This window comes from Nonomuraea sp. K271 (assembly GCF_009908215.1).
GTDB classification, from domain to species: Bacteria; Actinomycetota; Actinomycetes; order Streptosporangiales; family Streptosporangiaceae; genus Nonomuraea; species Nonomuraea longispora.
This window is the reverse complement of record NZ_JAAAHR010000031.1, coordinates 1-21,067: the sequence shown is the minus strand read 5'-3', so window position 1 is coordinate 21,067 and position 21,067 is coordinate 1. Positions and strand designations below refer to the sequence as shown.

Sequence of the window (21,067 nt, the reverse complement as noted above, 5' to 3'; positions counted from 1 at the left end):
CCTGCCGGGTCGTCGGACGGATACCTTGGGAGGCATGCCTCACTCCCCTCGACGCTTGGCAACGGCGGGCCTCCTGACGATCGTGCTGGCCGCGTGCGCCGGTGGCGGTGGTTCGGGCGGTACGACGCCGGCGACGCCGACCGGGAGCAAGGCGGCGCCGCCCACGCGTTCCGCCCCGCAGAGCACGCCTCCCGACCCCGTCGAGAGCGCGCTGGCCGGGATGAGCGTCGAGGAGAAGGTGGGCCAGCTGTTCATGCCCGTCCTCTACGGCACCTCTGCCTCCTCGGAGTCGGGGGAGAACCAAGCCCGCTACGGCGCCAGGACCCCGGCCAAGGTGATCAGGAAATACCGCCTGGGCGGCGTGATCCTCTTCCCGCAGAACGTCAGGAGCGCCGGCCAGGTCGTCGACCTCACCAACGGCATGCAGCGCGCGGCGAGGGGCGTCCCGCTGCTGGTCGCGACCGACCAGGAGAACGGCCTGGTGGCGCGGATGTCCACGCTCATGACCGACTTCCCCGGCGCGGGGCAGATCGGCGCGACGAAGGACCCGTCGTTGTCGCGGGCCGTGGCCGCGGCCACCGGCAAGGAGCTGCGTGCGCTCGGCGTCAACCTCGACTTCGCCCCCGTCGCCGACGTCAACGTCAACCCGCGCAACCCCGTGATCGGCCCGCGGGCCTTCGGCGACGATCCGAAGAAGGTGGCCAGGATGGTCTCGGAGGCGGTCAAGGGCTTCGACGACGCGAAGGTCGCCGCCACGGCCAAACACTTCCCGGGCCACGGCGACACGAGCGTCGACAGCCACACCGGGCTGCCCGTGATCAAGCACACGAAGGCCGAATGGGAGCGGATCGACGCGCCGCCGTTCAGGGCCGCGATCGCCGCGGGCGTGGACGCCGTGATGAGCGCCCACATCGTCTTCCCGAAGCTCGACCCGTCAGGAGATCCGGCGACGTTGTCCAAGCCCATCCTGACCGGCCTGCTGCGGGAGAAACTCGGCTTCAAGGGCGTGATCTCCACCGACGCGCTCAACATGGGCGGGGCCCGCACGAAATACGACGACGGGGAGGTGGCGGTGCGCGCCGTGCTGGCCGGCGCCGACCTGCTGCTCATGCCCAACGACCTGCCCAAGGCCCACCGGGCGGTGCTGGCGGCGGTGAAGTCGGGCCGCATCTCCGAGCAGCGGCTCGACCAGTCGGTCACCAGGCTGCTCACGCTCAAGCAGTCGAAGGGGCTGCTGGCCGAGGCTCCCGTCGCCTCCGCCGAGGAGGCGGCCAAGGTGCTGCGCTCCGCCGAGCACCGCAAGCTGGCCGCCCGCGTCTCGGGCGACTGAGCCACGTGCTCCTGGCTCAGGCGTCGCGCCGGACCAGCAGCGGCCATCCGGTCGGGAGCGCGGCCGCCGCCCACGCGGCCGGCACGCCGAGCCCCGCCCACGGGGTGAGCGGCAGGGCGGCGTCGGTGGTGGCCTGGACGGCGAGCCCCGCTCCTGAGGGCGACAGTTGCCAGAGCACCCGCTGCGTGTCCTCGTCGCCGGCCATCCGGACGGCGAGCGGGAGCAGGTAGAGCTGGCTCAGCACGACGCCACGGTCAGCACGGGCGTCGTGGCCGGCAGCCACCCGGGTCCCGGCACGGTACGCACCTTCGTCCATTCGGCGTACACGGCGTGCCTCACGCGTCCCTCCGGCGCAGCCGGTACGCGGCCAGGGCGAGGGCGGCGGCCGTGTAGCGGCACGACACGGCGAACCCGGCCCACGGCGGCAGCGGGTCGCGGGGCTGCGGCGCGTGCTCGCCGGACGTGGTGCTCATGGACGTGCGCCGACCCCGGCGGTCACCCGGCGCCTGATCAGCGAGTTCGCCCGCCAGGGCCGCAGGTCCGGCGCTCCGGTGGCGGAGCTGGCCAACCTCACGCCGCGTGAGACGCAGGTGCTGAGCCGGTCGCGGAGGGGTTGTCCACTCCCGAGATCGCGGGCCGGCTGCTGGTCACGGAGGAGACGGTGAAGACGCACGTCAGCCGCGTGCCGATCAAGCTCGGGCTGCGTGACAGGACGCAGGCGGTCGTCGCCGCGTACGAGACGGGACTGGTGGTGCCGCGCGGACGGGCGCGGGCCGGGGGACGCCCTATTCTGGAACGAAGTTCGAGCATGGAGGTGGTCGTGGTCACGGGTGTGCTGATCGACTGGGGCGGGGTGCTCACGACGAGCATGTCCGACTCCATCGGCAGGTGGATCCGCGAGGACCGGATCGACGCCGACCACTACTACGTCGTGATGCGGGAGATGATCGAGCACGCCTACCGCGACGGCGGCGGCGAGAACACGGTCCATGCGCTCGAACGCGGCGAGCTCGACGGTTCCGCCTTCGAGCGCGACCTCGCGGCGCGGCTGCTCACGCTCGACGGAGTGCCGCCGGTGGCGGAGGGGCTGCTGGAACGGATGTTCGCGGGGTTCGAGCGGGTCGAGGCGATGTACGACATGCTCCGCGATGTGCGGAAAAATGGCCTTAAAACATGCCTGCTCTCCAACTCCTGGGGGAACGCGTACCCCCGCGACGGCTGGGACGTGCTCTTCGACGCGGTCGTGATCTCCGGCGAGGTCGGCATGCGTAAACCCGAGCCGCGCATCTTCCACCACGCCCTCGACCGGATCGGGCTCGCCGGCGAGGACTGCGTGTTCATCGACGACATCGAGGCCAACATCCTGGCCGCCCGCGCCCTCGGCATCGCCGGCATCCACCACCGCGACGCGGACACCACGATCGCGGAGCTGGAGACCCTCCTGCGCCTCACGCTGCGCCGGGCCTGACTCGGCCGGTCACGGCCGGGCGGGATCGACGGTCATGGCCGATGAGCGGGTCGCCCATCAGTAAGGTGTCGGTCTGGTGGCTCGGGATTCCTCATGGCCGAGCCCTGGCGAAGCGTGGAAAGGTACGTCATGCGCGTGTATCTGCCGTGCACTCTCCCTGCCCTGGCCGCCGCGGTCAAGGCGGGAGAGATGGGCCCGGCCCCGTTGACCGGCTACGCGGTGACCCCCGCGCTGACCGAGTGGTACGCCTCGGGCGACACCGAGGAACTCGAATACGTCGCGCTCACAGAGGCGGCCCGCGCCTCGCTGCGCATGCTGGCCGCCGCCGGCGGCAAGGCCGCGCCCAGGCGGGTCGTGGTGGCGGCCGAGGTGCCGGACCGTGAGGTGTCCGCCGGCGTCGATCTCGAGGAGCGGGGCAGGGTGCGCCTCGCCGGGCCGGTCCCGCTGGCCAAGGTGGCCGCCGTGCACGTCGACGACCACGACGCGGTGGCCGACGTCGAGGCCGCGATCGCCGCGCTGCCGGCCTCCGACGCGGGCGACGACGACGCGAAGTTCACCGTGGACGGCGCCGAGGCCCACGAGCTCATGTGGTACGCGACCCAGGAGATCCCCGACCTTCTCGGTACGTAACGGTGACGTTACGTCCATCACACTCCTTGACCGGACCGTGACTTGACTCGCTAGTGTCCCGACCCAGCACTGTTCTTTACCCGAAGGAGTCGGTTCACCGTGAAGCTTCGAGTTGTGGCTGTCGTTACGGGGGCGGTAACGGCGGCGGCCCTCTTCGCAGGCTCTCCCGCGAACGCCCAGGCCAAGCCTTACGACCACCAGGACCCCTACAAGTCGGGCTGCGGTAACTCGGCCCGCGTGGTGAAGTCCGCGAAGATCAAGAGCCGCGCCAACGGCACCGTGGGGACCATCAAGCTGATGTGGTCCGGCAAGTGCAAGACCAACTGGACCGAGATCAAGGTCGGCACGACCATGAGCGGCACGATCAGCGTCTACGCCAGAGACGGACGCTCCGACTCGTTCACCTACAAGGCCGGCAACGGGGGCCGCCACTGGGGCGACATGATCTGGGCGAACAACATGTGCGCCTGGGGCAGCGCCAGCGTGAAGTGGGGCGGCGGCCGGGGCGGCCAGAACGGTTCCGGCACCACCGGCAAGGCCTGCCGCTGAGGCACGCGAGAGGAGGCCGTGGCCTGACGGCCACGGCCTCCGGGCGTTTCGCGGAATGTCACACCAGCCCACTACGCTGGTCATGACATGACAAAGCACATTGTGTGGGATTGGAACGGCACCCTCTTCCACGATCTCGATGCCGTGGTCGAGGCCACCAACGAAGTCTTCAAGCCCTACGACCTTCCCGTGATGACCGCCGACGGTTTCCGCGCGGTCTACACCCGCCCGATCTGGCTCGCCTACGAACGCCTGCTCGGCCGGCCGCTGACCGAGGGCGAGTGGCAACTGCTCGACGAGGGCTTCCACCAGCACTACAACCGGCTGTGCGACAGCTGCCAGTTGGCCGCAGGCGCGGAGGTGGTGCTCTCCAGCTGGACGGGCACCCAGTCGCTCTGCTCCATGGCGCCGCACGCCCACCTCGTGCCCAAGGTCGACTCGTTCGGCATCACCCGGCACTTCACCAGGATCGACGGGCTGCTCGGCATGACCGGCGGCGAGAAGGCCGTTCACATGACCGCGCACATCGCGGCGCTCGGCATCGACCCGGGCGAGATCCTGGTGATCGGCGACAGCGTGGACGACGGGCTCGCCGCCAAGCACGTGGGGGCCAGGGCGGTGCTCTACACCGGCGGCATGACGACCAGGGCCGAGCTCGAAAGCACCGGCCTGCCGGTCGTCGACACCCTCGCCGACGCCCTCGACCACGCGTAGAACGAGCGCTCCGGCAGGGCTCCGGCGGGCTCCGGCCATGCGAAATTCGCGCAGGCGCGGGCCTTGAGCCCCCCGGCGACCGTACTCTGGCATGGATCACCCCCCTCAGGAGGCCCGCCATCAACCGTCTTGTGCTCTGGAACGTCGACCTGACCCTGGTCGACGTCGCCATCGTGACCAGGGATGCCTACGCCGAGGCGTTCCGCCTCGTGACCGGGCGACCGCTGATCAAGCTCGTTGCCCCGCTGGGCCGTCCCGACTCCGAGATCGTCTTCGAGACGCTGGCCGTCAACGGCGTCCAGGCCGAGGACGCCCACCTGCCCAAGTTCCTCGCGGCGCTGGCCACGGCGTTCGCCGACCGGCGCGGGCGGCTGGCCAAGGAAGGCCGGATGATGTCCGGGGCGAAAGACGCGCTCAAGTCGGTGTCCAAGCTCGACGGCGTGGTGCAGACGGTGCTGACGGGCACGATCAAGAGCAACGCCGTGCACAAGCTCAAGGCGTTCGGGCTGGACAAGTACGTCGACTTCGAGCTCGGCGGCTACGGCGAGGAGGTCTACCCCAAGGCGACGCTGCTGCAGGTCGCGCAGTCGCGGGCCAAGCAGCGCCTCGGCACGCCGTTCACCGCGGCCAACACCGTGGTGATCGGCGACTCCACCCGTGACGTGCAGGCCGCCAAGATCGGCGGTGCCGCCATGATCGGGGTCGCCTCCGGGCGGTCGATGGCGGCCGAGCTGCGTGAGGCGGGCGCCGACATCGTGCTGCCCGACCTGTCCAACGCCTCGGAGGTGGTGGCCGCGGTTGCCGGCCTCACGTCTCCCGTCGACCGCAAGGCCGGCTGACCTCCACCGTGGCCGGATTCAGGGCAGGGCGCTGAGGAAGCGGGCCGCGATCGGGGCCGCCACCGCGGAGCCGGCCCCGCCCCCCTCGACGACCACCGCGAACGCCAGGTCACCCTTGTAGCCGATGAACCAGGAGTGCGCGGGCGGTTCCTCGCCGGAGCCGTACTCCGCCGTGCCGGTCTTGCCGGCCGTGCCGGGCGGGAACCGTACGGCGTTGGCGGTGCCGTCGGTGACGACGGCGGGCATGAGGTCGCGCAGCGCCGCCACCACCCCCTTCTCCAGCGGGCGCGGCCGGGACGGCTGCGCGCCGGGGATGCGCTCGTCCTTGACGAGCGTGGGCGGGATGTACGCGCCGGAGGCGATGGCCGCGGCGACGGACGCCATGTTCAGCGGGCTCGCCAGCACCCTGCCCTGCCCGATGGCGGCGGATGCGAGGTCGGTGTCGTCCTTCGGGCCGGGGAACTCCGCCCGTACGGCGGGCGCGCCGGGCGTGATCGGGACGCCGAAGCCGAAGCTCCCGGCGACCTCGCCCAGCCGGCCGCCGTCCAGCTCGGCCACGGCCAGTTCGCCGAACGTGGTGTTGCACGAATGCGCGAACGCGTCACGGAACGACAGCGTGCCGAAGTCCTCGTAGCCCGCGTTGTGGAAGGGGAAGCCGCCGATGTTCCGCTCCGCGGGGCAGGCGACCCGCTGGGCCGGCTCGGTCCCGTCCGCGACCAGCGCGGAGGCCGTCACGACCTTGAAGGTCGAGCCCGGCGGATATTTGCCGAGCAGCGCCCGGTTGAACCCGCCGGGCGCGTTGACCGCCGCGAGGATCTCCCCGGTCGAGGCCCGCAGCGCCACCAGCGAGCGGGGCTTGGACACGCCTTCGAGCGCCCGGGCGGCGGCCTGGTGCACCTTCAGGTCGATCGTGGTCCGCAGCGGCCGGTCGCGCTCGGGTTTCACGACGGTTCTGAGGGCCTTGCCGCCTTCGTACAGGTCGATTCTGGAGCGGCGCGGCGTTGCGAAGCGGTCGGGAATGGTCTGCTTGATGCCCTCGACGAGCTGCTGCACGGAGCCGGGCGCGTCCGGGGTGCTGACCGTGGTGCCGTCGGCGGCCACGACCCGGGGCGGGTCGGCCTGCTCGGTGATGACCCGCAGCGAGCGACCCTCCTGCAGCAGGGGGTGCAGGGTGGCGGGGCTCCAGGCCACTTTCCAGGTACGGCCGCTCTCGACCAGCTTGAGCTGTCCGCTGTAGCGCCAGTCGTGTTCCCCCGTCAGCGTCGCGACGAAGCCGACGGGGCCGTCGCCTGACGGCTCGGTACGGTGGAAGCCGGTCCGGGTGGCCTTGAGGTCCGCGAGGAAGCGCCGGTGCCGGCGCTCGAAGTCGGCGGGCGGGTCGGCGACCAGGTCCCGCATCGCCGCGTAGTCCTGGCCGGACCAGGCCGCGAGGTATTCGTCGGCCGTCTGCTCCGGCGAACCCTGCGTGCGCAGCGCCCAGATGACGCCGCCGGCCACGACGACCGGGACGAGCAGTCCCGCGACGATCCACGACCGTCGCCGCCCGCGCCGCCGCGGCGGGTGTTCGGGCCGGAGGTAGGCATAGTTTGTCCCCGTTTGTGGTGCCATGACGGAGAGGACACCAGAGCAGAAGCATGGATGTCCAATACTGATATGGCCGCTTTAAGGATATAAACCTGGATATATTTGCTGTTCATGGACCTCGTCCGGCACCTCCGCTACTTCACCGTGGTCGCGGAGGAACTGCACTTCGGCAACGCCGCGATCCGGCTCGGCATGGCGCAGCCGCCGCTCAGCCAGCGCATCAAGCGCCTGGAGGAGGAGCTCGGCGTGCGGCTGTTCGACCGCTCGGCCCGCCAGGTCAGGCTCACCGACGCGGGCAGACTGCTGCTGGGCGAGGCCCGCGAGATCGTGGCCAGGGTCGACCGGCTGCACGAGCTGGCCAGGCAGGGCCAGGGCACGGTGCTCAAGGTCGGCGTACCGCCCGACCTGGCTCCCGCCGCGATCGCCGCGCTCGTCGCCGGCTTCCGCGAGATCAAGCCGGAAGTACGCCTCGCGCCCGCCGAGATCTGGACCGCCGACCAGGTGACGGCGCTGACGGAGGGCACCATCGACGTCGGCCTGGTCCGCCACCCCGTCTCGGCGCCCGGCCTGGAGTACGGCCGGATCCTGGTGCAGGCGCAGGGCGTGCTGCTGGCCGAGGACGACCCGCTGACCGCCGTCGGCGAGGTGCACCTGGCCGACCTGGCGGGACGCGAGCTGCTGATGCCGCCCAAGGAGGGCGAGCCGGGGCTCCACGCCCAGGTGTTGTCGGAATGCCGGCGCCACGGCTTCGTCCCCACGCAGGTGCACCAAGGAGCCGGGCTCGGGCTGGTCCTGGCCGGGGCGGCGGTGGCGTTCGGGCCGAAGGCGGAGCTGCCGGGGCTGGCCTGGCGGCCGCTGCTAGGCTCGCCGATCATGTCCCGGGTCTCCACGGCCTGGCGCGTGGCGACGGCGTCCGTCAACGAGGTGATCGGCGACTTCTCCGCCGTGGCCGTACGGACACTGAAGGAGAGAGCGGGGATGACGGACGAGGGAGCCGTACCCGCACGGCGGATCAGCCGCAGGCCGGGGATGCTGGCATGAGCGGGCGCACGGACCGGCACGCGCGCGGGCGGCCTGCGGGGGAGGGCACATGAGCGCCCCCGACTTCGACACCCTGTTCAGCACGGCCGGCGTGAGCGGCTGGCTGCACGCCGCCGACATCGACTCGGGGCGCGAGGTCGGCCACGGGGCCGACGTGCCGCTGCCGACGGCGTCGATGTTCAAGGTGCCGCTGCTGGTCGAGTTCTGCCGGCAGGCCGACGCCGGGCTGCTCGACCCCTCCGACCGGGTGACCGTGCCGGCGGCCGGCCGCTCGTCCGGGCCGACGGGCATCTCGGCCATGCTGGACGAGGTGACGCTCTCGCTGCGCGACCTGGCGTACCTGATGATCGCGGTGAGCGACAACGGCTCCGCCGACGTGCTGCTGGCCAGGGTCGGGCGCGAGGCCGTCAACACGATGCTGGCCGCGCAGGGGCTGCACGGCACGCGTGTGCTGCAGAGTTGCCAGGAGTTCAACGACAGCATGCGGGAGGACGCCGGCCACCCGTGGCCGTTCGTCGACCCCGACGACGTCGCCCGTCTGCGCGCGCTCGACCCCGAGCGGACCAACCGGAGCACCTCGCGCGAGATGTCCGCGCTGTTCGGGTTGATCTGGCGGGACGAGGCGGCCTCGGCCGAGTCGTGCGCCTGGATGCGGGCGGCGCTCAACAAACAGGTCTGGCCGCACCGGCTGGCCTCCGGCTTCCCGTACGACGACGTGGCCGTCAGCGGCAAGACCGGCACGGCCCCGACGTTGCGCACCGAGTCGGGCGTCGTCGAATATCCCGACGGCAGGCGCTACGCGGTGGCCGTGTTCACCCGTTCCTTCAGCACCGCGCTCAACCAGCCGCGCGCCGACGCGGTGATCGGCACGGCGGCGCGTATGGCGGTGGACCACCTACGGAGGTAGCAACTTGTGGGGAAGTCCGGGTATGACTTTCCGTTGATCAAGCGACAGGATGGGACACATGGTTGCTGAGGGCGAGCTTGTCTGGGAGCCGAGTGAAGAGGTCGTCGCATCGGCCAGGCTGACCCGCTACCTGGAGTGGCTGGGCCGGCCTGCCGCCTACGAGGACGCCTGGCGGTGGTCCGTCGACCACCCCGAGGAGTTCTGGACGTCGGTCTGGGACTACTTCGACGTGATCGGCGAGCGCGGCGACGGGCCCGTGCTGTCCGGCACGATGCCCGGCGTCACGTGGTTCGCCGGCAGCTCGCTCAACTACGCCGAGAACGCGCTGCGCCCGCGAGGCGGGGGCGCGGCCCTGGTGTTCGTCTCGGAAGACGGCGCCCGCCAGGAGATGACCCACGCCGAGCTGCGCGAAGAGGTCGCCCGCGTGCGCACGGGGCTGCGCCGCCTCGGCGTGGGGCGCGGTGACCGGGTGGCCGCCTACGTGCCCAACATCCCGCAGGCCCTCATCGCCTTCCTGGCCACCGCCTCGCTGGGCGCGATCTGGTCGGCGGGCTCGCCCGACTTCGGCGTCCCGAGCGTCGTCGACCGGTTCACGCAGATCGAGCCCAAGGTGCTCATCGCGGTCGACGGCTACCACTACAACGGCAAGAGTTACGACCGTTCCGCGGCCGTCAACGAGATCGCCGCCGCGCTGCCGTCGCTGCGCGCGACCGTGTGGATCCCCTACCTGGCGGCGGCCGGGGAGGGTCGCGCGCCGCAGCAGGCCGAGCCGGCCTCCCCGCACGCCACGGAGCCGCCGCACGGCGAAGTCATCGGCTGGGAGGGGCTGCGGGCCGAGCAGGGGCCGCTGGAGTTCGAGCGGGTGCCCTTCGACCATCCGCTGTGGATTCTCTACTCCAGCGGCACCACCGGGTTGCCCAAGCCGATCGTGCACGGCCACGGCGGCGTCGTGCTGGAGCACCTGAAGTCGCTCGCCTTCCACCAGGACGTGGGCGAGGGCGACGTGTTCTTCTGGTACACCACCACGGGCTGGATGATGTGGAACTATCTCATCGGCGCCCTGCTGGTGGGGGCCACGCCGGTGCTCTACGACGGTTCGGCCACCCATCCGTCGCCGGCGGCGCTGTGGCGCATCGCCGACTCGGAGGACGTGACCTATTTCGGGGTCGGCGCCCCCTACATCATGGCCTCGCTGAAGGCCGGCCTGCGCCCGGAGGGGCTGGAGAAGCTGCGCGGCGTCGGCTCGACCGGCTCCCCGCTCCCTCCCGAGGGGTTCGCGTGGCTGGCCGCCGAGCTGCCGGGCGTCCCGCTCGGGTCGTTCTCCGGCGGCACCGACGTCTGCACGGGTTTCGTCGGGGCCACCATGCTCCACCCGGTCAGGGCCGGCATCATCCCGTGCCGGTCGCTGGGGGCGAAGGTGGAGTCGTACGAACCCGCGGGCGAGCCGGTCACCGGCGAGGTGGGCGAGCTGGTCGTGACCAGGCCGATGCCGTCGATGCCGGTGATGTTCTGGAACGACCCGTCGGGCGAACGCTATTTCGGCAGCTACTTCGACGTCTATCCCGGCGTGTGGCGGCACGGCGACTGGATCAAGATCAACGAGGACGGCAGCTGCGTCATCTACGGCCGCTCCGACTCGACGCTCAACCGCGGCGGCGTCCGTATGGGCACCAGCGAGTTCTACCGGGTCGTCGAGCGGTTCGAGGAGATCGCCGACAGCCTCGTGATCGACACGGGCCAGCTCGGCCAGGAGGGGCGGCTCCTGCTGTACGTCACGCTCGCCGAAGGGGCCGAGCTCACCGAGCCGCTCCAGCGGGCCCTCTGCGACGCGCTGCGCACCGAGTTGTCGCCGCGCCACGTGCCCAACGAGATCCACGCCGTGCCCGGCATCCCGCGCACGCTGTCGGGGAAGAAGCTGGAGGTGCCCGTCCGCAAGATACTGCTCGGCACCCCCGTCGAGCAGGCGGCCAACCCCGACGCCATGGCCAACCCCGAGGTGCTGAGCCACTTCAGACCGGTGTGATGACGATCTTCCCGCGCGTGCGCCCCGACTCCGCCCTGCGGTGGAGTCGGTCAGCGCCGCCGGCGGGTGGCACCCGGACGGGTCGGCGACCAGGTCTCCCCGGTCCACCAGGGCCGCCGACTGAGCCGGCCGGCCGCGGAGCCGGGGCGCCGCCCGGTCGGAACGGGCGGCGGGCTGTGTTCCGCCAGGCTCGCGACGTGATTAAAACGTAGCAATCACAATGCCGTCATACCTTGGATGAAGGCATTGACGCTTGCTGGATACAACGCCTAGATTCCGGACAGCCGCCCGTTAAAACGTTTGTTGCCGGAGGATGGATGGCCGCACCCCCCACGCTGGCCCTGGCGAACGTCAGCAAGTCGTTCGGCGCCGTGCGGGCGCTGCGTGACGTCTCCATCGAGTTGTTCGCCGGCGAGACGCACGGGCTCGCGGGGGAGAACGGCGCCGGCAAGTCGACGCTGGTCAAGACGCTCGCCGGGGTGCACCGCCCCGACAGCGGCCAGGTGCTGCTCGGAGGCGAGCCGGTCGACTTCGCGGGACCGGCCGACGCCCAGCAGGCGGGCGTGGCCGTCATCTACCAGGAGCCGACCCTCTTCCCCGACCTGTCCGTGGCCGAGAACATCTTCATGGGCCGTCAGCCGCGGCGCGGTCTCGGCCGGATCGACCGCAGGGCCATGCACGCGCGCACCAGGGAGTTGTTCGGGCGGCTCGGCGTGGCTCTCGACCCCGAGCAGCCCTCGCGCGGGCTGTCCATCGCCGACCAGCAGCTCGTCGAGATCGCCAAGGCGATCTCCAGGGACGCCCGCGTGCTGGTCATGGACGAGCCGACGGCCGCGCTCTCCGGCCACGAGGTGACCCGGCTGTTCTCGGTGGCGGAGGCGCTGCGCGAGCAGGGTTGCGCCCTGCTGTTCATCTCCCACCGGCTGGATGAGATCTTCACGTTGTGCCAGCGGGTCACGACTTTGCGCGACGGCGCCTGGATCGCCGGCGAGCCCGTCGAGGGGCTCACCCACGACGACCTCATCCGCCGCATGGTGGGACGCGAGGTCGCCACGTTGTTCCCCAAGGAGGAGGCGCCCGTTGGCGAGGTCGCGCTGAAGGTCGAGCGGCTGACCCGCGAGGGCGTGTTCACCGACGTGTCGTTCGAGGTGCGCAGGGGCGAGATCGTCGCCCTGGCCGGGCTGGTCGGCGCCGGCCGCAGCGAGGTGGCGCGAGCCGTCTTCGGCATCGACCGCTGGGACGCCGGAGCCGTCACGGTGGACGGCGTCGCCCTCCCCGCGGGCAGTCCCACGGCCGCCATGAAGGCGGGGCTGGCCCTGGTCCCCGAGGACCGCCGCCAGCAGGGGCTCGTCATGGACCTGTCGATCGAGCGCAACATCGGGCTGACCGGCCTGCGCGAGCTGCGCCGGGGGCCGGCCATCTCCCGAAGGGCCGAGCGCGACCGGGCCAGGGACTGGGCGCTGCGGCTGCAGCTGAAGTTCGCCCGGCTGGCCGACGGTGTGGGGGTGTTGTCCGGCGGCAACCAGCAGAAGGTCGTCCTGGCCAAGTGGCTGGCCACGCGGCCGTCCGTGCTCATCGTGGACGAGCCGACGCGCGGCATCGACGTCGGCACCAAGGCGGAGGTGCACCGGCTGCTGTCCGAGCTGGCCGGCCAGGGCATCGCCGTGCTCATGATCTCCTCGGAGCTGCCGGAGGTGCTCGGCATGGCCGACCGGGTGCTGGTCATGCACGAGGGCCGGCTGGCCGCCGAGATCCCCCGGGCCGAGGCGACCGAGGAGAGCGTGATGAGCGCCGCAACCGGGAGGGCCGCGTGACCGGACCCACCACCACGGTGGCCGCGCCGCCCGAGCGGACCCCCGGCGGGCGCAGCGCACGAAGCCTGGTCGACCTGGTGTTCAGGGCGCGTGAACTGAGCCTGGTCATCGCCCTGGTCCTGCTCGTCGGCATGACCGGCGCGGTCAACTCCAACTTCCTGTCCGGGCAGGGCATCGAGGACATCCTGCTCAACACCGCGATCCTCGCCCTGCTGGCCGTTGGGCAGTCCGTCGTGGTCATCACCCGCAACCTCGACCTGTCCGTCGGCTCCGTGGTGGGACTGGTCGCGTTCGTCACCGCCGACGTGCTCGCCGGCGGCTGGGGCCTGGTGCCCGGCGTCGTGTTCGGGGTGGCGGTCGGCGCGGCCTGCGGCCTGCTCAACGGGCTCCTCGTCAGCTTCTGCCGGGTCCCCGCCCTGGTCGTGACGCTCGGCACGCTCTACGTGATCCAGGGCGTCGACCACTACATCGCGCACGGCCGCCAGATCAACGCCGTCGACCTGCCGCCCGCGCTGCTGTCGCTCGGCAACGGGGCGGTGCTGGGCGTCCCGTACCTGCCGCTCATCACGCTCGTGTTCATGCTGCTGATCGGCTATTACCTGCGCTCCTACCCGAGCGGCCGGGAGTTCTACGCCATTGGTTCCAGCCCCGAGGCGGCCAGGCTGGCCGGCGTACCGGTGCGCCGCCGCATCCTGACCGCCTACCTCGTCAGCGGCTGCCTGGCCGGACTGGCGGGCGTGCTCTGGCTGGCCAGGTTCGGAACGGTCATCGGCGACTCCGCCAACGGCTGGGAGCTGATCGTGATCAGCGCCGTCGTGGTGGGCGGCGTCGCGATCACCGGCGGGGTCGGCAGCGTGTACGGCGCCGCGCTCGGCGCGCTGCTGCTCACCACGATCGGCAGCGCCCTGGTCGTGCTCCGGGTCAACCCCTTCTGGCAGCAGGCCATCACCGGCGCGCTGCTCCTGCTCGCCATCAGCGTCGACCGGGTGCTGGCCATGAGGGTGGCCCGCCTGCTCAGGAACAGGAGCCGTCATGGCTGACCAAGGGGGCGGCCGCCTCGTCATGGGCAGGGTCCTGCGGTGGGACGTCCTGGTGGCGTCGCTGCTGGTCGCCGTGTTCGCGGCCGGCTCTTTCAGCACTCCCGGCTTCGCGACCATCGGCAACCTGTCGTTCGCGCTGAGCGACCTCGGCGAGATCGCGCTCATCGCGCTGGCCATGACCATGCTCGTGGTGGCCGCCGAGGTGGACCTGTCGGTCGCCTCCGTGCTCGGCCTGTCCAGCGCGCTCGTCGGCGCCCTGTGGGAAGGCGGCATGGCCATCGAGACGATCATCCCGCTCGTGGTGCTCGTCGGTGCCGTGTGCGGGCTGGTCAACGGGCTGCTCGTGACCCGGCTCGGCCTGCCCTCGCTGGCCGTCACGATCGGCACGCTCGCCCTCTACCGCGGCCTGGCGTACGTCGTGCTCGGCGACCAGGCCATCGCCCAGTTCCCGCCCGGCTACGTCGCGCTGGCCGTGGAGAACGTGCCCGGCACGCCGATCCCCTACCCGATCGCGCTGTTCGTCCTGCTCGCCGTCATCGTCGGAGTGGTGCTGCACGCCACCGGCTTCGGCCGCTCGCTCTACGCCATCGGAGCGCAGGAGGAGGTCGCCTTCTTCGCCGGCATCCGGGTCAAGCGCATCAAGCTGCTCCTGTTCGTCTTCTCCGGCACGATCGCGGCGTTCGCCGGCGTCATCTTCACCCTCAGGTACGGCTCCGCCCGCGCCGACAACGGCCTGGGCATCGAGCTCGCCGTCATCGCGGCGGTCCTGCTCGGCGGGGTCGACTTCGACGGCGGCAAGGGCACGCTGGGCGGGGTCATCGCCGGTGTGCTGCTCATCGGGTTGCTGCGCAATCTGCTGATGCTCGGCGACGTGTCGACGGAGATCCAGTCGATCGTCACCGGCCTGCTCCTCATCGTGTCGGTGCTCACCCCGCGCCTCGTCTCCCTCATCAGGCCGGCCCTGAAAGGAATCCCATGACCCCGATGCGCCTCACCGCCGTCGCCATGCTGCTCGTCCTCGGCGTGGCGGCCTGCGGCGGCACCACGAGATCGTCCGTCACCGCCGCTCCTCAGGAGGCGCCCGCCTCCTCGGCCGCCGCCTCGGCGAACCCCGACGCGCCGCTCAAGGAGGGCATCAAGCTGGCGTTCCTGCCGAAACAGATCAACAACCCGTACGAAGTGATCGTCGACAAGGCCGGGATCGAGGCGGCCGAGGAGTTCAAGGGCCAGGCGAAGGAGGTCGGCCCGTCCGACGCGTCGGCGTCGTCCCAGATCTCCTACATCAACACGCTGACCCAGCAGGGCCACGACGCGATCCTCATCGCCGCCAACGACGCCAACGCCGTCTGCGGCCCGCTCCAGCAGGCCCGCGCCAAGGGCATCAAGATCGTGTCGTACGACTCGGACGCCGCGCCGCAGTGCCGCGACCTGTTCATCAACCAGGCGAGTTCGGAAGAGGTCGGCCGCAGCCAGGTGCAGCTGCTCGCGGAGATGATCGACCACAAGGGCGAGATCGCCATCCTGTCGGCCACGGCCAACGCGACGAACCAGAACACCTGGATCGAGTTCATGAAGGAGGAGCTGGCCAAGCCGGAGTATAAGGACATGAAGCTGGTCAAGGTCGCCTACGGGGACGACGACGACCAGAAGTCCTTCACCGAGACGCAGGGCTTGCTGCAGGCCTATCCCGACCTGAAGGGCATCATCTCGCCCACCACGGTCGGCGTCTCGGCTGCGGCCCGCTACATCTCGGGCTCGAAGTACAAGGGCAAGGTCGTGCTGACCGGGCTGGGCACGCCCAACCAGATGCGCCAGTACGTCAAGGACAAGACCGTGGAGAAGTTCGCCCTGTGGAACCCGAAGGACCTGGGCTACCTCGCGTCGTACGCGGCGGCGGCGCTGGTGTCGGGGCAGATCACCGGGGCCGAGGGTGAGACGTTCAAGGCGGGCAAGCTGGGGGAGCGCACGATCGGCAAGAACGGCGAGGTCATCCTCGGGCCGCCGTTCACCTTTGACGCCTCCAACATCGACCAGTTCGACTTCTGACGCGCCGGGGCGTGCGGCCCGCGGACCGGGCCGCACGCCGTCAGCTCGTCAGGCCGAGGAGGGGCAGGCAGGCGGGCAGGTTGTGGATCTCGTAACCCGGCGACTCCGCCCAGTCTTCCCTGGCCAGGCGGAAGCGCCGGGTGACGGCCGGCTTGCCCTGGCGGTCGTGGACCGTGATGCCGTCCTCCTGGTAGCCGAGCTTCCTCGTCACCGCCAGCGAGGCGTGATTGTCCTCGAACGCCTCGGTCGTCGCGTGGTGCGCCTCCAGCCCGGCGAAGGCGAGGTGCAGCACCGCCCTGCGCATCTCGGTGCCGATGCCCTTGCCGTGGAAACGTTGTCCCAGCCACGAGCCGGTGCCGACCTCGCGGGTGACCGAGAAGGACGTGGCCATGAGGCCCTGGGTGCCGACGACCTGGCCGTCGTACACGACCACGAAGTCGATCGACCACTTCTCCGGGGCGAGCGAGCCCCACGCGCGGAAGTGGTACTGCAGCGTGCTCCTGGCCCGCTCGGCGGGGTCGGCGTCGGACCAGGGGAACATGAACGGCATGAATCCCGCCTCGTGGATGCCCTGGGCGGCGCGGTCCGCGAGCTCGTCGAGGTCGTCGAGCGAGGGGAGGCGCAGCTCCAGGCGAGGCGTCGTGATGGACAGGTCGAACAGGGGCCAGTTGCGCATACCACCGCATGGTGGCAGGCGACGCGGAGGTGCGCGAACGATTTTCGCCGGCCGCGACCTGGCGACGATAGTCGAATAAACGGGGAATGCCCGTTTATAGCTGGATTTGTAAATTCGCTGCCTTTACCGGACAAAACCCATGCATGAGATGAATTCTCGACGGTGTGGGTAGGCATCGAATTATGATCATAAAATTTCGGAGAATCGGCGCTTTCGTCGTCGGATGTGGGGTGCCCTTGCTGATGGGCGTACCCGCGATGGCGGACAGGAACGATCCCATACCGGTCAAGCAGGCCGAGGTGAAGGTGCCCGTCCTGCGGCCGGGGGATCGCGGCAAGGAGGTCGAGCGCCTCCAGCGGGGACTGCGCCATGGCCGCTACTACTTCGGCAAGATCAACGGGCGCTACGACGAGCAGACGAAGTTCGCGGTCTGGGCGCTGCAGAAGAGCCACAAGATGCAGACGCGGGGCGCGGTGGGACCGGAGATCTGGCGGGCGCTCGACCGGCGGCTCAGGACCCGCCCGCTGGTGCCCAACGGCCCGGCGAACCGGGTCGAGGTCAGGCTGCGCGACCAGTTGCTCATCGTCTACCGCGGCCACCGTCCCGAGCTGATCTCGCACATCTCCAGCGGCGCCCAGCGGCGCTGGTGCCTCAAGGGGCGGTGCGGCGACGCGGTCACGCCCGTGGGGGACTTCCGCGTCAACCGGCGAGCGCCCGGGTGGACGACCGGGCCGCTCGGATCGATGTACAACTCCCTCTACTTCGTCGGTGGCATCGCCATGCACGGTTCCACAAAGGTCCCGAACCGGCCGGCGTCCCACGGATGCGTACGCGTCCCGATGGAAACGTCCAAACGGCTCTACGCAATAGTCGGCATGGGAGAGCCGGTCTATGTGCGACAGAAATGGTGATTCCTGAAAAATCGGGATATGTCGCGTCAACCCGCAGTTCCTCCGACTCGTGAGACGTTCGGGCCGGTGCCCACGCGCGTAAGCTTGGGCACGCTCGCCCCGGCCTTCTTGAGCACGCCGTCCTTGACCAGCCTCAGCGGCGAGCCGGCGGGCTTGGGGCCGTCTCCGGTCGTCCGGGCGAGCCGCAGGGCCAGCGCCGGGCACATGTCGACCGCCCGCCGCGCCTCCTTGGCGAGGTGGCCGGGGACGTTCCTGAACGACGGGAAACCGTAGTCGTCCAGGTCCACGAACTCCGGCAACAGATGCGCGCAGAGCCCGTGCCCCTGGCAGCGGGACCAGTCCACCTCCAGCCGGTACTCGGGGGGCGCCTCCCGCTCGGGCATCGGCAGCACGCCGCGGATCGGCCGGCCGCACGAGCCGTGCTCCAGGTGCTGCGCGATCTCGGTCTCGAACGCGTCCAGCGCCGACAACACGAACTTCGCCGTGCCGTCGGGGTGGAAACATGCCCCGCGCCGCTCGACGCCGCGCACGCAGCGACGTACGGCGTCCACCGAACCCGTGCCCTCGACCAGCGCGTACATGGCCCTGGCGATGTCCGGCAGGCCGAGACGGCACGGGCCGCACTGGCCCGCGGACTCGGCCGCGAGGTAGGCCGCCACCCTGGCGGCCTCCCCGAGCGCGCAGGTGGATTCGCCGAGCGGGACGATGATCCCGGCGCCGAGGGTCGCGCCCGCCAGCTTCATGCCCTCGCGCGAGAGCACGGCCGTCTGGACGACCTCCGCGGACAACCACGCGCCGTGGTAGCCGCCGATGAGCACGCCGTCGCCGATCTCGGCCTCGGTCAGCGCCAGCACGTCGGCCAGATAGGTGCCCGTGGGCGCCTCGATGACCGCGCCCTTCGCCGCGCCGCCGCTCACGGTGAGCAGGATCGTGCCGGGCTCCTTGCTGGTGCCGATCTCGGCGTACTTCTCCGGGCCGTACTCCGCCAGCAGCGCGAACTGAGCGTACGTCTCCGTGTTGGACAGCAGGGTCGGCAGCCCGTCCACACCGCTCGTCGCGGCCCGCTTCTTGCGGCCGGGCGGGATGCCCTCCTCGCCGTTCACGGCCTTGACGAGCGCGCCGCCTTCGCCGGAGATGAACCTCTCCTTGATGCCGACCACGCGGATCGGTACGCGGCTCTCCGCGCCTCCCGACACGTTCGCGGCGCGGCGCTCGGCCACGGCGGCGGCTACGGACGCCTCGGCGACCTCACCGCCGGCCGTGGCGACGACCACCTCGCGGGCGCCCAGCGCCTCGGCGGCCAGCACTGCGCCGTCCAGCACCAGGTGGGGGTTGCGGGTGAGCAGCATGGCGTCCTTGGAACTGGCCGGCTCGCCTTCGGCGCCGTTGACCAGTACCACGCTCTCGCCCGTGCCGGCCGCGTCGGCGACCGCCCGCAGCTTGCGCGCGAACGGGAAGGCCGCGCCGCCCCGCCCGCGCATGTCCACGTCGTTGGCATGAGAGATGAGCTCGGCCAGCTCGCGCGGCTCCATCACCCCGTGGAGCGTGCGGTGCGCGGGCAGGTCGAGCCTGCGGCAGTGGTCGAGCCCGGCGGTGAGCCGGGCCGGACCCATGCGTAAAACCCGGGGAACTCGGGCCGGAATCACGGTCGCTCCTGATCGATCGTCGCGGGCAGGCTCATCCGGCCTCCCTGTATCTGCGCCGGGCCTCGGCGAGGCTCACGGGTGCGTTGGCGTTCACCGCGGCGCCGCGGGAGGCTGCGGACGCCGCCACCTTCTGCGGCCGTTCGTTCGGTACGCCCGCGGCTGCCGGCGACGCCACCGCCGGCCCTTCGACCCTTTCGGCCATGGTCGGCGGCCGGCGCAGCGAGGCCAGCACCCGCACGCAGAGCGCGGAGCCGACCGCCGCCAGGCAGGCCACGTAGGACCAGGCCACCCAGCCGGCCGGCGGGCGACCGGCGGTGAGCCCGTGCATGATGCCGACCGGCCAGGCCACGTACGCGGCGGCGTGGAAGATCCGCCACATCCACGGCCTGGTCCGGACGGCGAAGCGCCCCCTCAACATTCCCGTGACCACGGCCAGGACCATCAGGTCGAAGGCCAGCGCACCGAAACCCACGTAGATCCCGGCGACCGGAACGACCGCCGCCCCCAGCGGCACGTGCCCCAGGCTGACCATGAGGGTGATGTGCGTGATCAGGTACGCCAGCCCGATGAACGCGGTGGCTCTGTGCGCGAGCTGGGCCCTGACCCGGTTGGCCGGTGACAGGAAGACGCGTTCGGTGGTGAGCAGGCCGAGCGCGACCGTCGCGGTCAGCAGCACCAGGGCGAAAACGCCCGCGTAGAACTCGAGGAAGCCCACCCCCCGGCCGAGCAGCGCCACGCCACGTTCCGTCCTGGTCAGCGCGAACGCCGACAACAGGACCGCCGTGATCAGGGCGCTCGCCCCCAGCCGGACGTTTCTGGTGTCCAGCTTGGTGGGGGCATGCCGGGGGGATCGTCTGTGGAGCATCTATTTCCCTCCAAGGTCGGGTGAGGGTGCGACTCGGAAGGCTGGTGCCCGTGAGGGCATGTCAGATCAGCAACGGCGGCCCCGGTTGATGCAGGAGACGACGGTCTGCATCAGCCGATCGGGCATCACATTGACGAAGTCGCCGTGGTCGGTGACCGGATTGTGCTTCTGCTCGGGGAAGGCGTCCACGGCGTACGACGGACCTTGCGGCACGTTGTACGCGAGGGTCATGCGGAGTTGGGGAATCGCCTGAGTGCCCTGAGGGCAGGCACCGTTCTGGTCGGGGAAGACCACGTGCGTCCGGTGATTGGCGCTGTCGGTGTTCTGGCCGTCCCAGCAGCTAGGGAAGTCCAGGATACGAAGAACCTGACTGCCACGCGGGCAAAGCGTGTATTTGTCGGGACTTATGCGATTTTGGAATCCCGAGCAGCTCCAGCCGGCCTTGGCGTTTGCGGTGCCGTTCGTGGCCGCCTTGGCGTCACCGGTGATGAGCCTCAGGAACCTCGGCATCGCCACGACGTCGCCGGTGGGGTTGCCGCGGAACTGCAGCGTGACCGCGCGGGGCAGCACCAGCCGGCCCACGTTGCCGTCGGGGTCGCCGGCGTTCTCGTCCGACGTGCGGTCCCTGATCACGGGCCAGAAGTACGTGGACTTGTCGCCCTGCCGGCAGGTGGTGCCCGCGGCGGCCAGGCTCTCGTCGGTGGAGAACGCGTCCGTCGACAGGTTGCCCACGTAGTCGTGCAGGTGGTGCGCGCCGTTGCTCACGCCGGGCGCGACGATGAAGTTGTCGGGGTTGTGGTGGCGGTTCTGGTTGGTGCCGCAGCGGGAGACGAACGAGCCGCGGGAGCCGTCCCTGCCGATCCGCGCCTCGTTGACCTGCTGGACCTGGCGGATGTTGACGAAGTCATCGGTGAACGGGCCGAGGTCGCAGTCGTCCCCGCCGCCGCTCTGGGTGGGAGAGGGGGAGGGGGACGCCGTTCCCTC

The 21,067-nt window shown here is 70.8% G+C and carries 21 protein-coding genes; 14 read left to right on the top strand and 7 right to left on the bottom strand.

From position 1 onward, the window contains the following. Positions 1-55: 55 nt before the first annotated feature. Positions 56-1,330: a beta-N-acetylhexosaminidase gene (nagZ, locus tag GUY59_RS13835; protein ID WP_236667139.1), complete on the top strand. Its 1,275-nt coding sequence runs from the start codon at positions 56-58 to the stop codon at positions 1,328-1,330. A 16-nt stretch (positions 1,331-1,346) separates the two neighbouring features. Here the strand turns inward: nagZ and GUY59_RS13830 are convergent, their stop codons facing one another. Then, on the bottom strand, positions 1,347-1,574 hold the full coding sequence (locus GUY59_RS13830; RefSeq protein ID WP_201760845.1) for a hypothetical protein: 228 nt from the start codon (positions 1,572-1,574) through the stop codon (positions 1,347-1,349). 91 nt (positions 1,575-1,665) lie between these two features. After that, positions 1,666-1,803: a hypothetical protein gene (locus GUY59_RS13825; RefSeq protein WP_201760844.1), complete on the bottom strand. Its 138-nt coding sequence runs from the start codon at positions 1,801-1,803 to the stop codon at positions 1,666-1,668. A 335-nt stretch (positions 1,804-2,138) separates the two neighbouring features. Here GUY59_RS13825 and GUY59_RS13815 point away from each other — a divergent pair, with 335 nt between their 5' ends. The 5 genes from GUY59_RS13815 to GUY59_RS13795 all read left to right on the top strand — a co-directional run bounded on the left by GUY59_RS13815 (position 2,139) and on the right by GUY59_RS13795 (position 5,530). Then, positions 2,139-2,798 (top strand): HAD family hydrolase, encoded by a 660-nt coding sequence (locus GUY59_RS13815; protein WP_138202899.1) that lies wholly within the window; start codon positions 2,139-2,141, stop codon positions 2,796-2,798. A gap of 129 nt (positions 2,799-2,927) precedes the next feature. Then, on the top strand, positions 2,928-3,428 hold the full coding sequence (locus tag GUY59_RS13810; protein ID WP_138202866.1) for a DUF6912 family protein: 501 nt from the start codon (positions 2,928-2,930) through the stop codon (positions 3,426-3,428). A 114-nt stretch (positions 3,429-3,542) separates the two neighbouring features. After that, positions 3,543-3,977, top strand: a complete 435-nt coding sequence (locus GUY59_RS13805) for a DUF2690 domain-containing protein (RefSeq protein ID WP_161714530.1) — start codon at positions 3,543-3,545, stop codon at positions 3,975-3,977. 87 nt (positions 3,978-4,064) lie between these two features. Beyond that, complete coding sequence (locus GUY59_RS13800; RefSeq protein ID WP_138202870.1) at positions 4,065-4,691, top strand: HAD family hydrolase; 627 nt, start codon at positions 4,065-4,067, stop codon at positions 4,689-4,691. A 131-nt stretch (positions 4,692-4,822) separates the two neighbouring features. Beyond that, positions 4,823-5,530 (top strand): HAD family hydrolase, encoded by a 708-nt coding sequence (locus GUY59_RS13795; RefSeq protein WP_138202872.1) that lies wholly within the window; start codon positions 4,823-4,825, stop codon positions 5,528-5,530. A gap of 18 nt (positions 5,531-5,548) precedes the next feature. Here GUY59_RS13795 and GUY59_RS13790 read toward each other — a convergent pair whose 3' ends face one another. Next, positions 5,549-7,138: a penicillin-binding transpeptidase domain-containing protein gene (locus tag GUY59_RS13790; protein ID WP_138202874.1), complete on the bottom strand. Its 1,590-nt coding sequence runs from the start codon at positions 7,136-7,138 to the stop codon at positions 5,549-5,551. Between the two features lie 87 nt (positions 7,139-7,225). Between GUY59_RS13790 and GUY59_RS13785 the strand changes: the two genes are divergently transcribed. From GUY59_RS13785 to rhaS, 7 genes are all read left to right on the top strand, one after another. Further along, complete coding sequence (locus GUY59_RS13785) at positions 7,226-8,155, top strand: LysR family transcriptional regulator (RefSeq protein WP_138202876.1); 930 nt, start codon at positions 7,226-7,228, stop codon at positions 8,153-8,155. Positions 8,156-8,204: 49 nt separating this feature from the next. Next, positions 8,205-9,062: a serine hydrolase gene (locus GUY59_RS13780; RefSeq protein WP_138202878.1), complete on the top strand. Its 858-nt coding sequence runs from the start codon at positions 8,205-8,207 to the stop codon at positions 9,060-9,062. A 58-nt stretch (positions 9,063-9,120) separates the two neighbouring features. Next, a complete protein-coding gene (locus tag GUY59_RS13775) occupies positions 9,121-11,085 on the top strand; it encodes an acetoacetate--CoA ligase (protein WP_138202880.1) in 1,965 nt (654 codons plus the stop codon). 317 nt (positions 11,086-11,402) lie between these two features. After that, positions 11,403-12,899 carry a sugar ABC transporter ATP-binding protein gene (locus tag GUY59_RS13770; protein WP_132333134.1) on the top strand — a complete coding sequence of 499 codons (1,497 nt, stop codon included), beginning with the start codon at positions 11,403-11,405 and terminating at the stop codon, positions 12,897-12,899. Beyond that, the gene (locus GUY59_RS13765) at positions 12,896-13,939 is read left to right on the top strand and encodes an ABC transporter permease (RefSeq protein ID WP_252375053.1); all 1,044 of its coding nucleotides are present in this window, start codon (positions 12,896-12,898) and stop codon (positions 13,937-13,939) included. Before GUY59_RS13770 ends, GUY59_RS13765 begins: the two co-directional genes overlap by 4 nt. Then, on the top strand, positions 13,932-14,918 hold the full coding sequence (locus tag GUY59_RS13760) for an ABC transporter permease (protein ID WP_138202882.1): 987 nt from the start codon (positions 13,932-13,934) through the stop codon (positions 14,916-14,918). The genes GUY59_RS13765 and GUY59_RS13760 overlap by 8 nt, the downstream gene beginning before the upstream one ends. Next, positions 14,915-15,985 (top strand): rhamnose ABC transporter substrate-binding protein, encoded by a 1,071-nt coding sequence (gene rhaS, locus GUY59_RS13755; protein ID WP_138202884.1) that lies wholly within the window; start codon positions 14,915-14,917, stop codon positions 15,983-15,985. The genes GUY59_RS13760 and rhaS overlap by 4 nt, the downstream gene beginning before the upstream one ends. A gap of 40 nt (positions 15,986-16,025) precedes the next feature. On the opposite strand, the gene GUY59_RS13750 is transcribed toward rhaS, so the two are convergent. Beyond that, positions 16,026-16,661: a GNAT family N-acetyltransferase gene (locus GUY59_RS13750; RefSeq protein ID WP_138202886.1), complete on the bottom strand. Its 636-nt coding sequence runs from the start codon at positions 16,659-16,661 to the stop codon at positions 16,026-16,028. A 242-nt stretch (positions 16,662-16,903) separates the two neighbouring features. Here GUY59_RS13750 and GUY59_RS13745 point away from each other — a divergent pair, with 242 nt between their 5' ends. Continuing rightward, positions 16,904-17,572: a L,D-transpeptidase family protein gene (locus GUY59_RS13745; protein WP_161714529.1), complete on the top strand. Its 669-nt coding sequence runs from the start codon at positions 16,904-16,906 to the stop codon at positions 17,570-17,572. A 26-nt stretch (positions 17,573-17,598) separates the two neighbouring features. Here the strand turns inward: GUY59_RS13745 and GUY59_RS13740 are convergent, their stop codons facing one another. The 3 genes from GUY59_RS13740 to GUY59_RS13730 form a co-directional block, all read right to left on the bottom strand. After that, positions 17,599-19,185: an NADH-quinone oxidoreductase subunit NuoF family protein gene (locus tag GUY59_RS13740; protein ID WP_138202890.1), complete on the bottom strand. Its 1,587-nt coding sequence runs from the start codon at positions 19,183-19,185 to the stop codon at positions 17,599-17,601. Between the two features lie 64 nt (positions 19,186-19,249). After that, on the bottom strand, positions 19,250-20,083 hold the full coding sequence (locus GUY59_RS13735) for a ferric reductase-like transmembrane domain-containing protein (protein WP_138202892.1): 834 nt from the start codon (positions 20,081-20,083) through the stop codon (positions 19,250-19,252). 66 nt (positions 20,084-20,149) lie between these two features. After that, positions 20,150-21,067, bottom strand: a 918-nt coding sequence (locus GUY59_RS13730; protein WP_161714528.1) for a DUF1996 domain-containing protein, incomplete at its 5' end; no start/stop codon positions are given.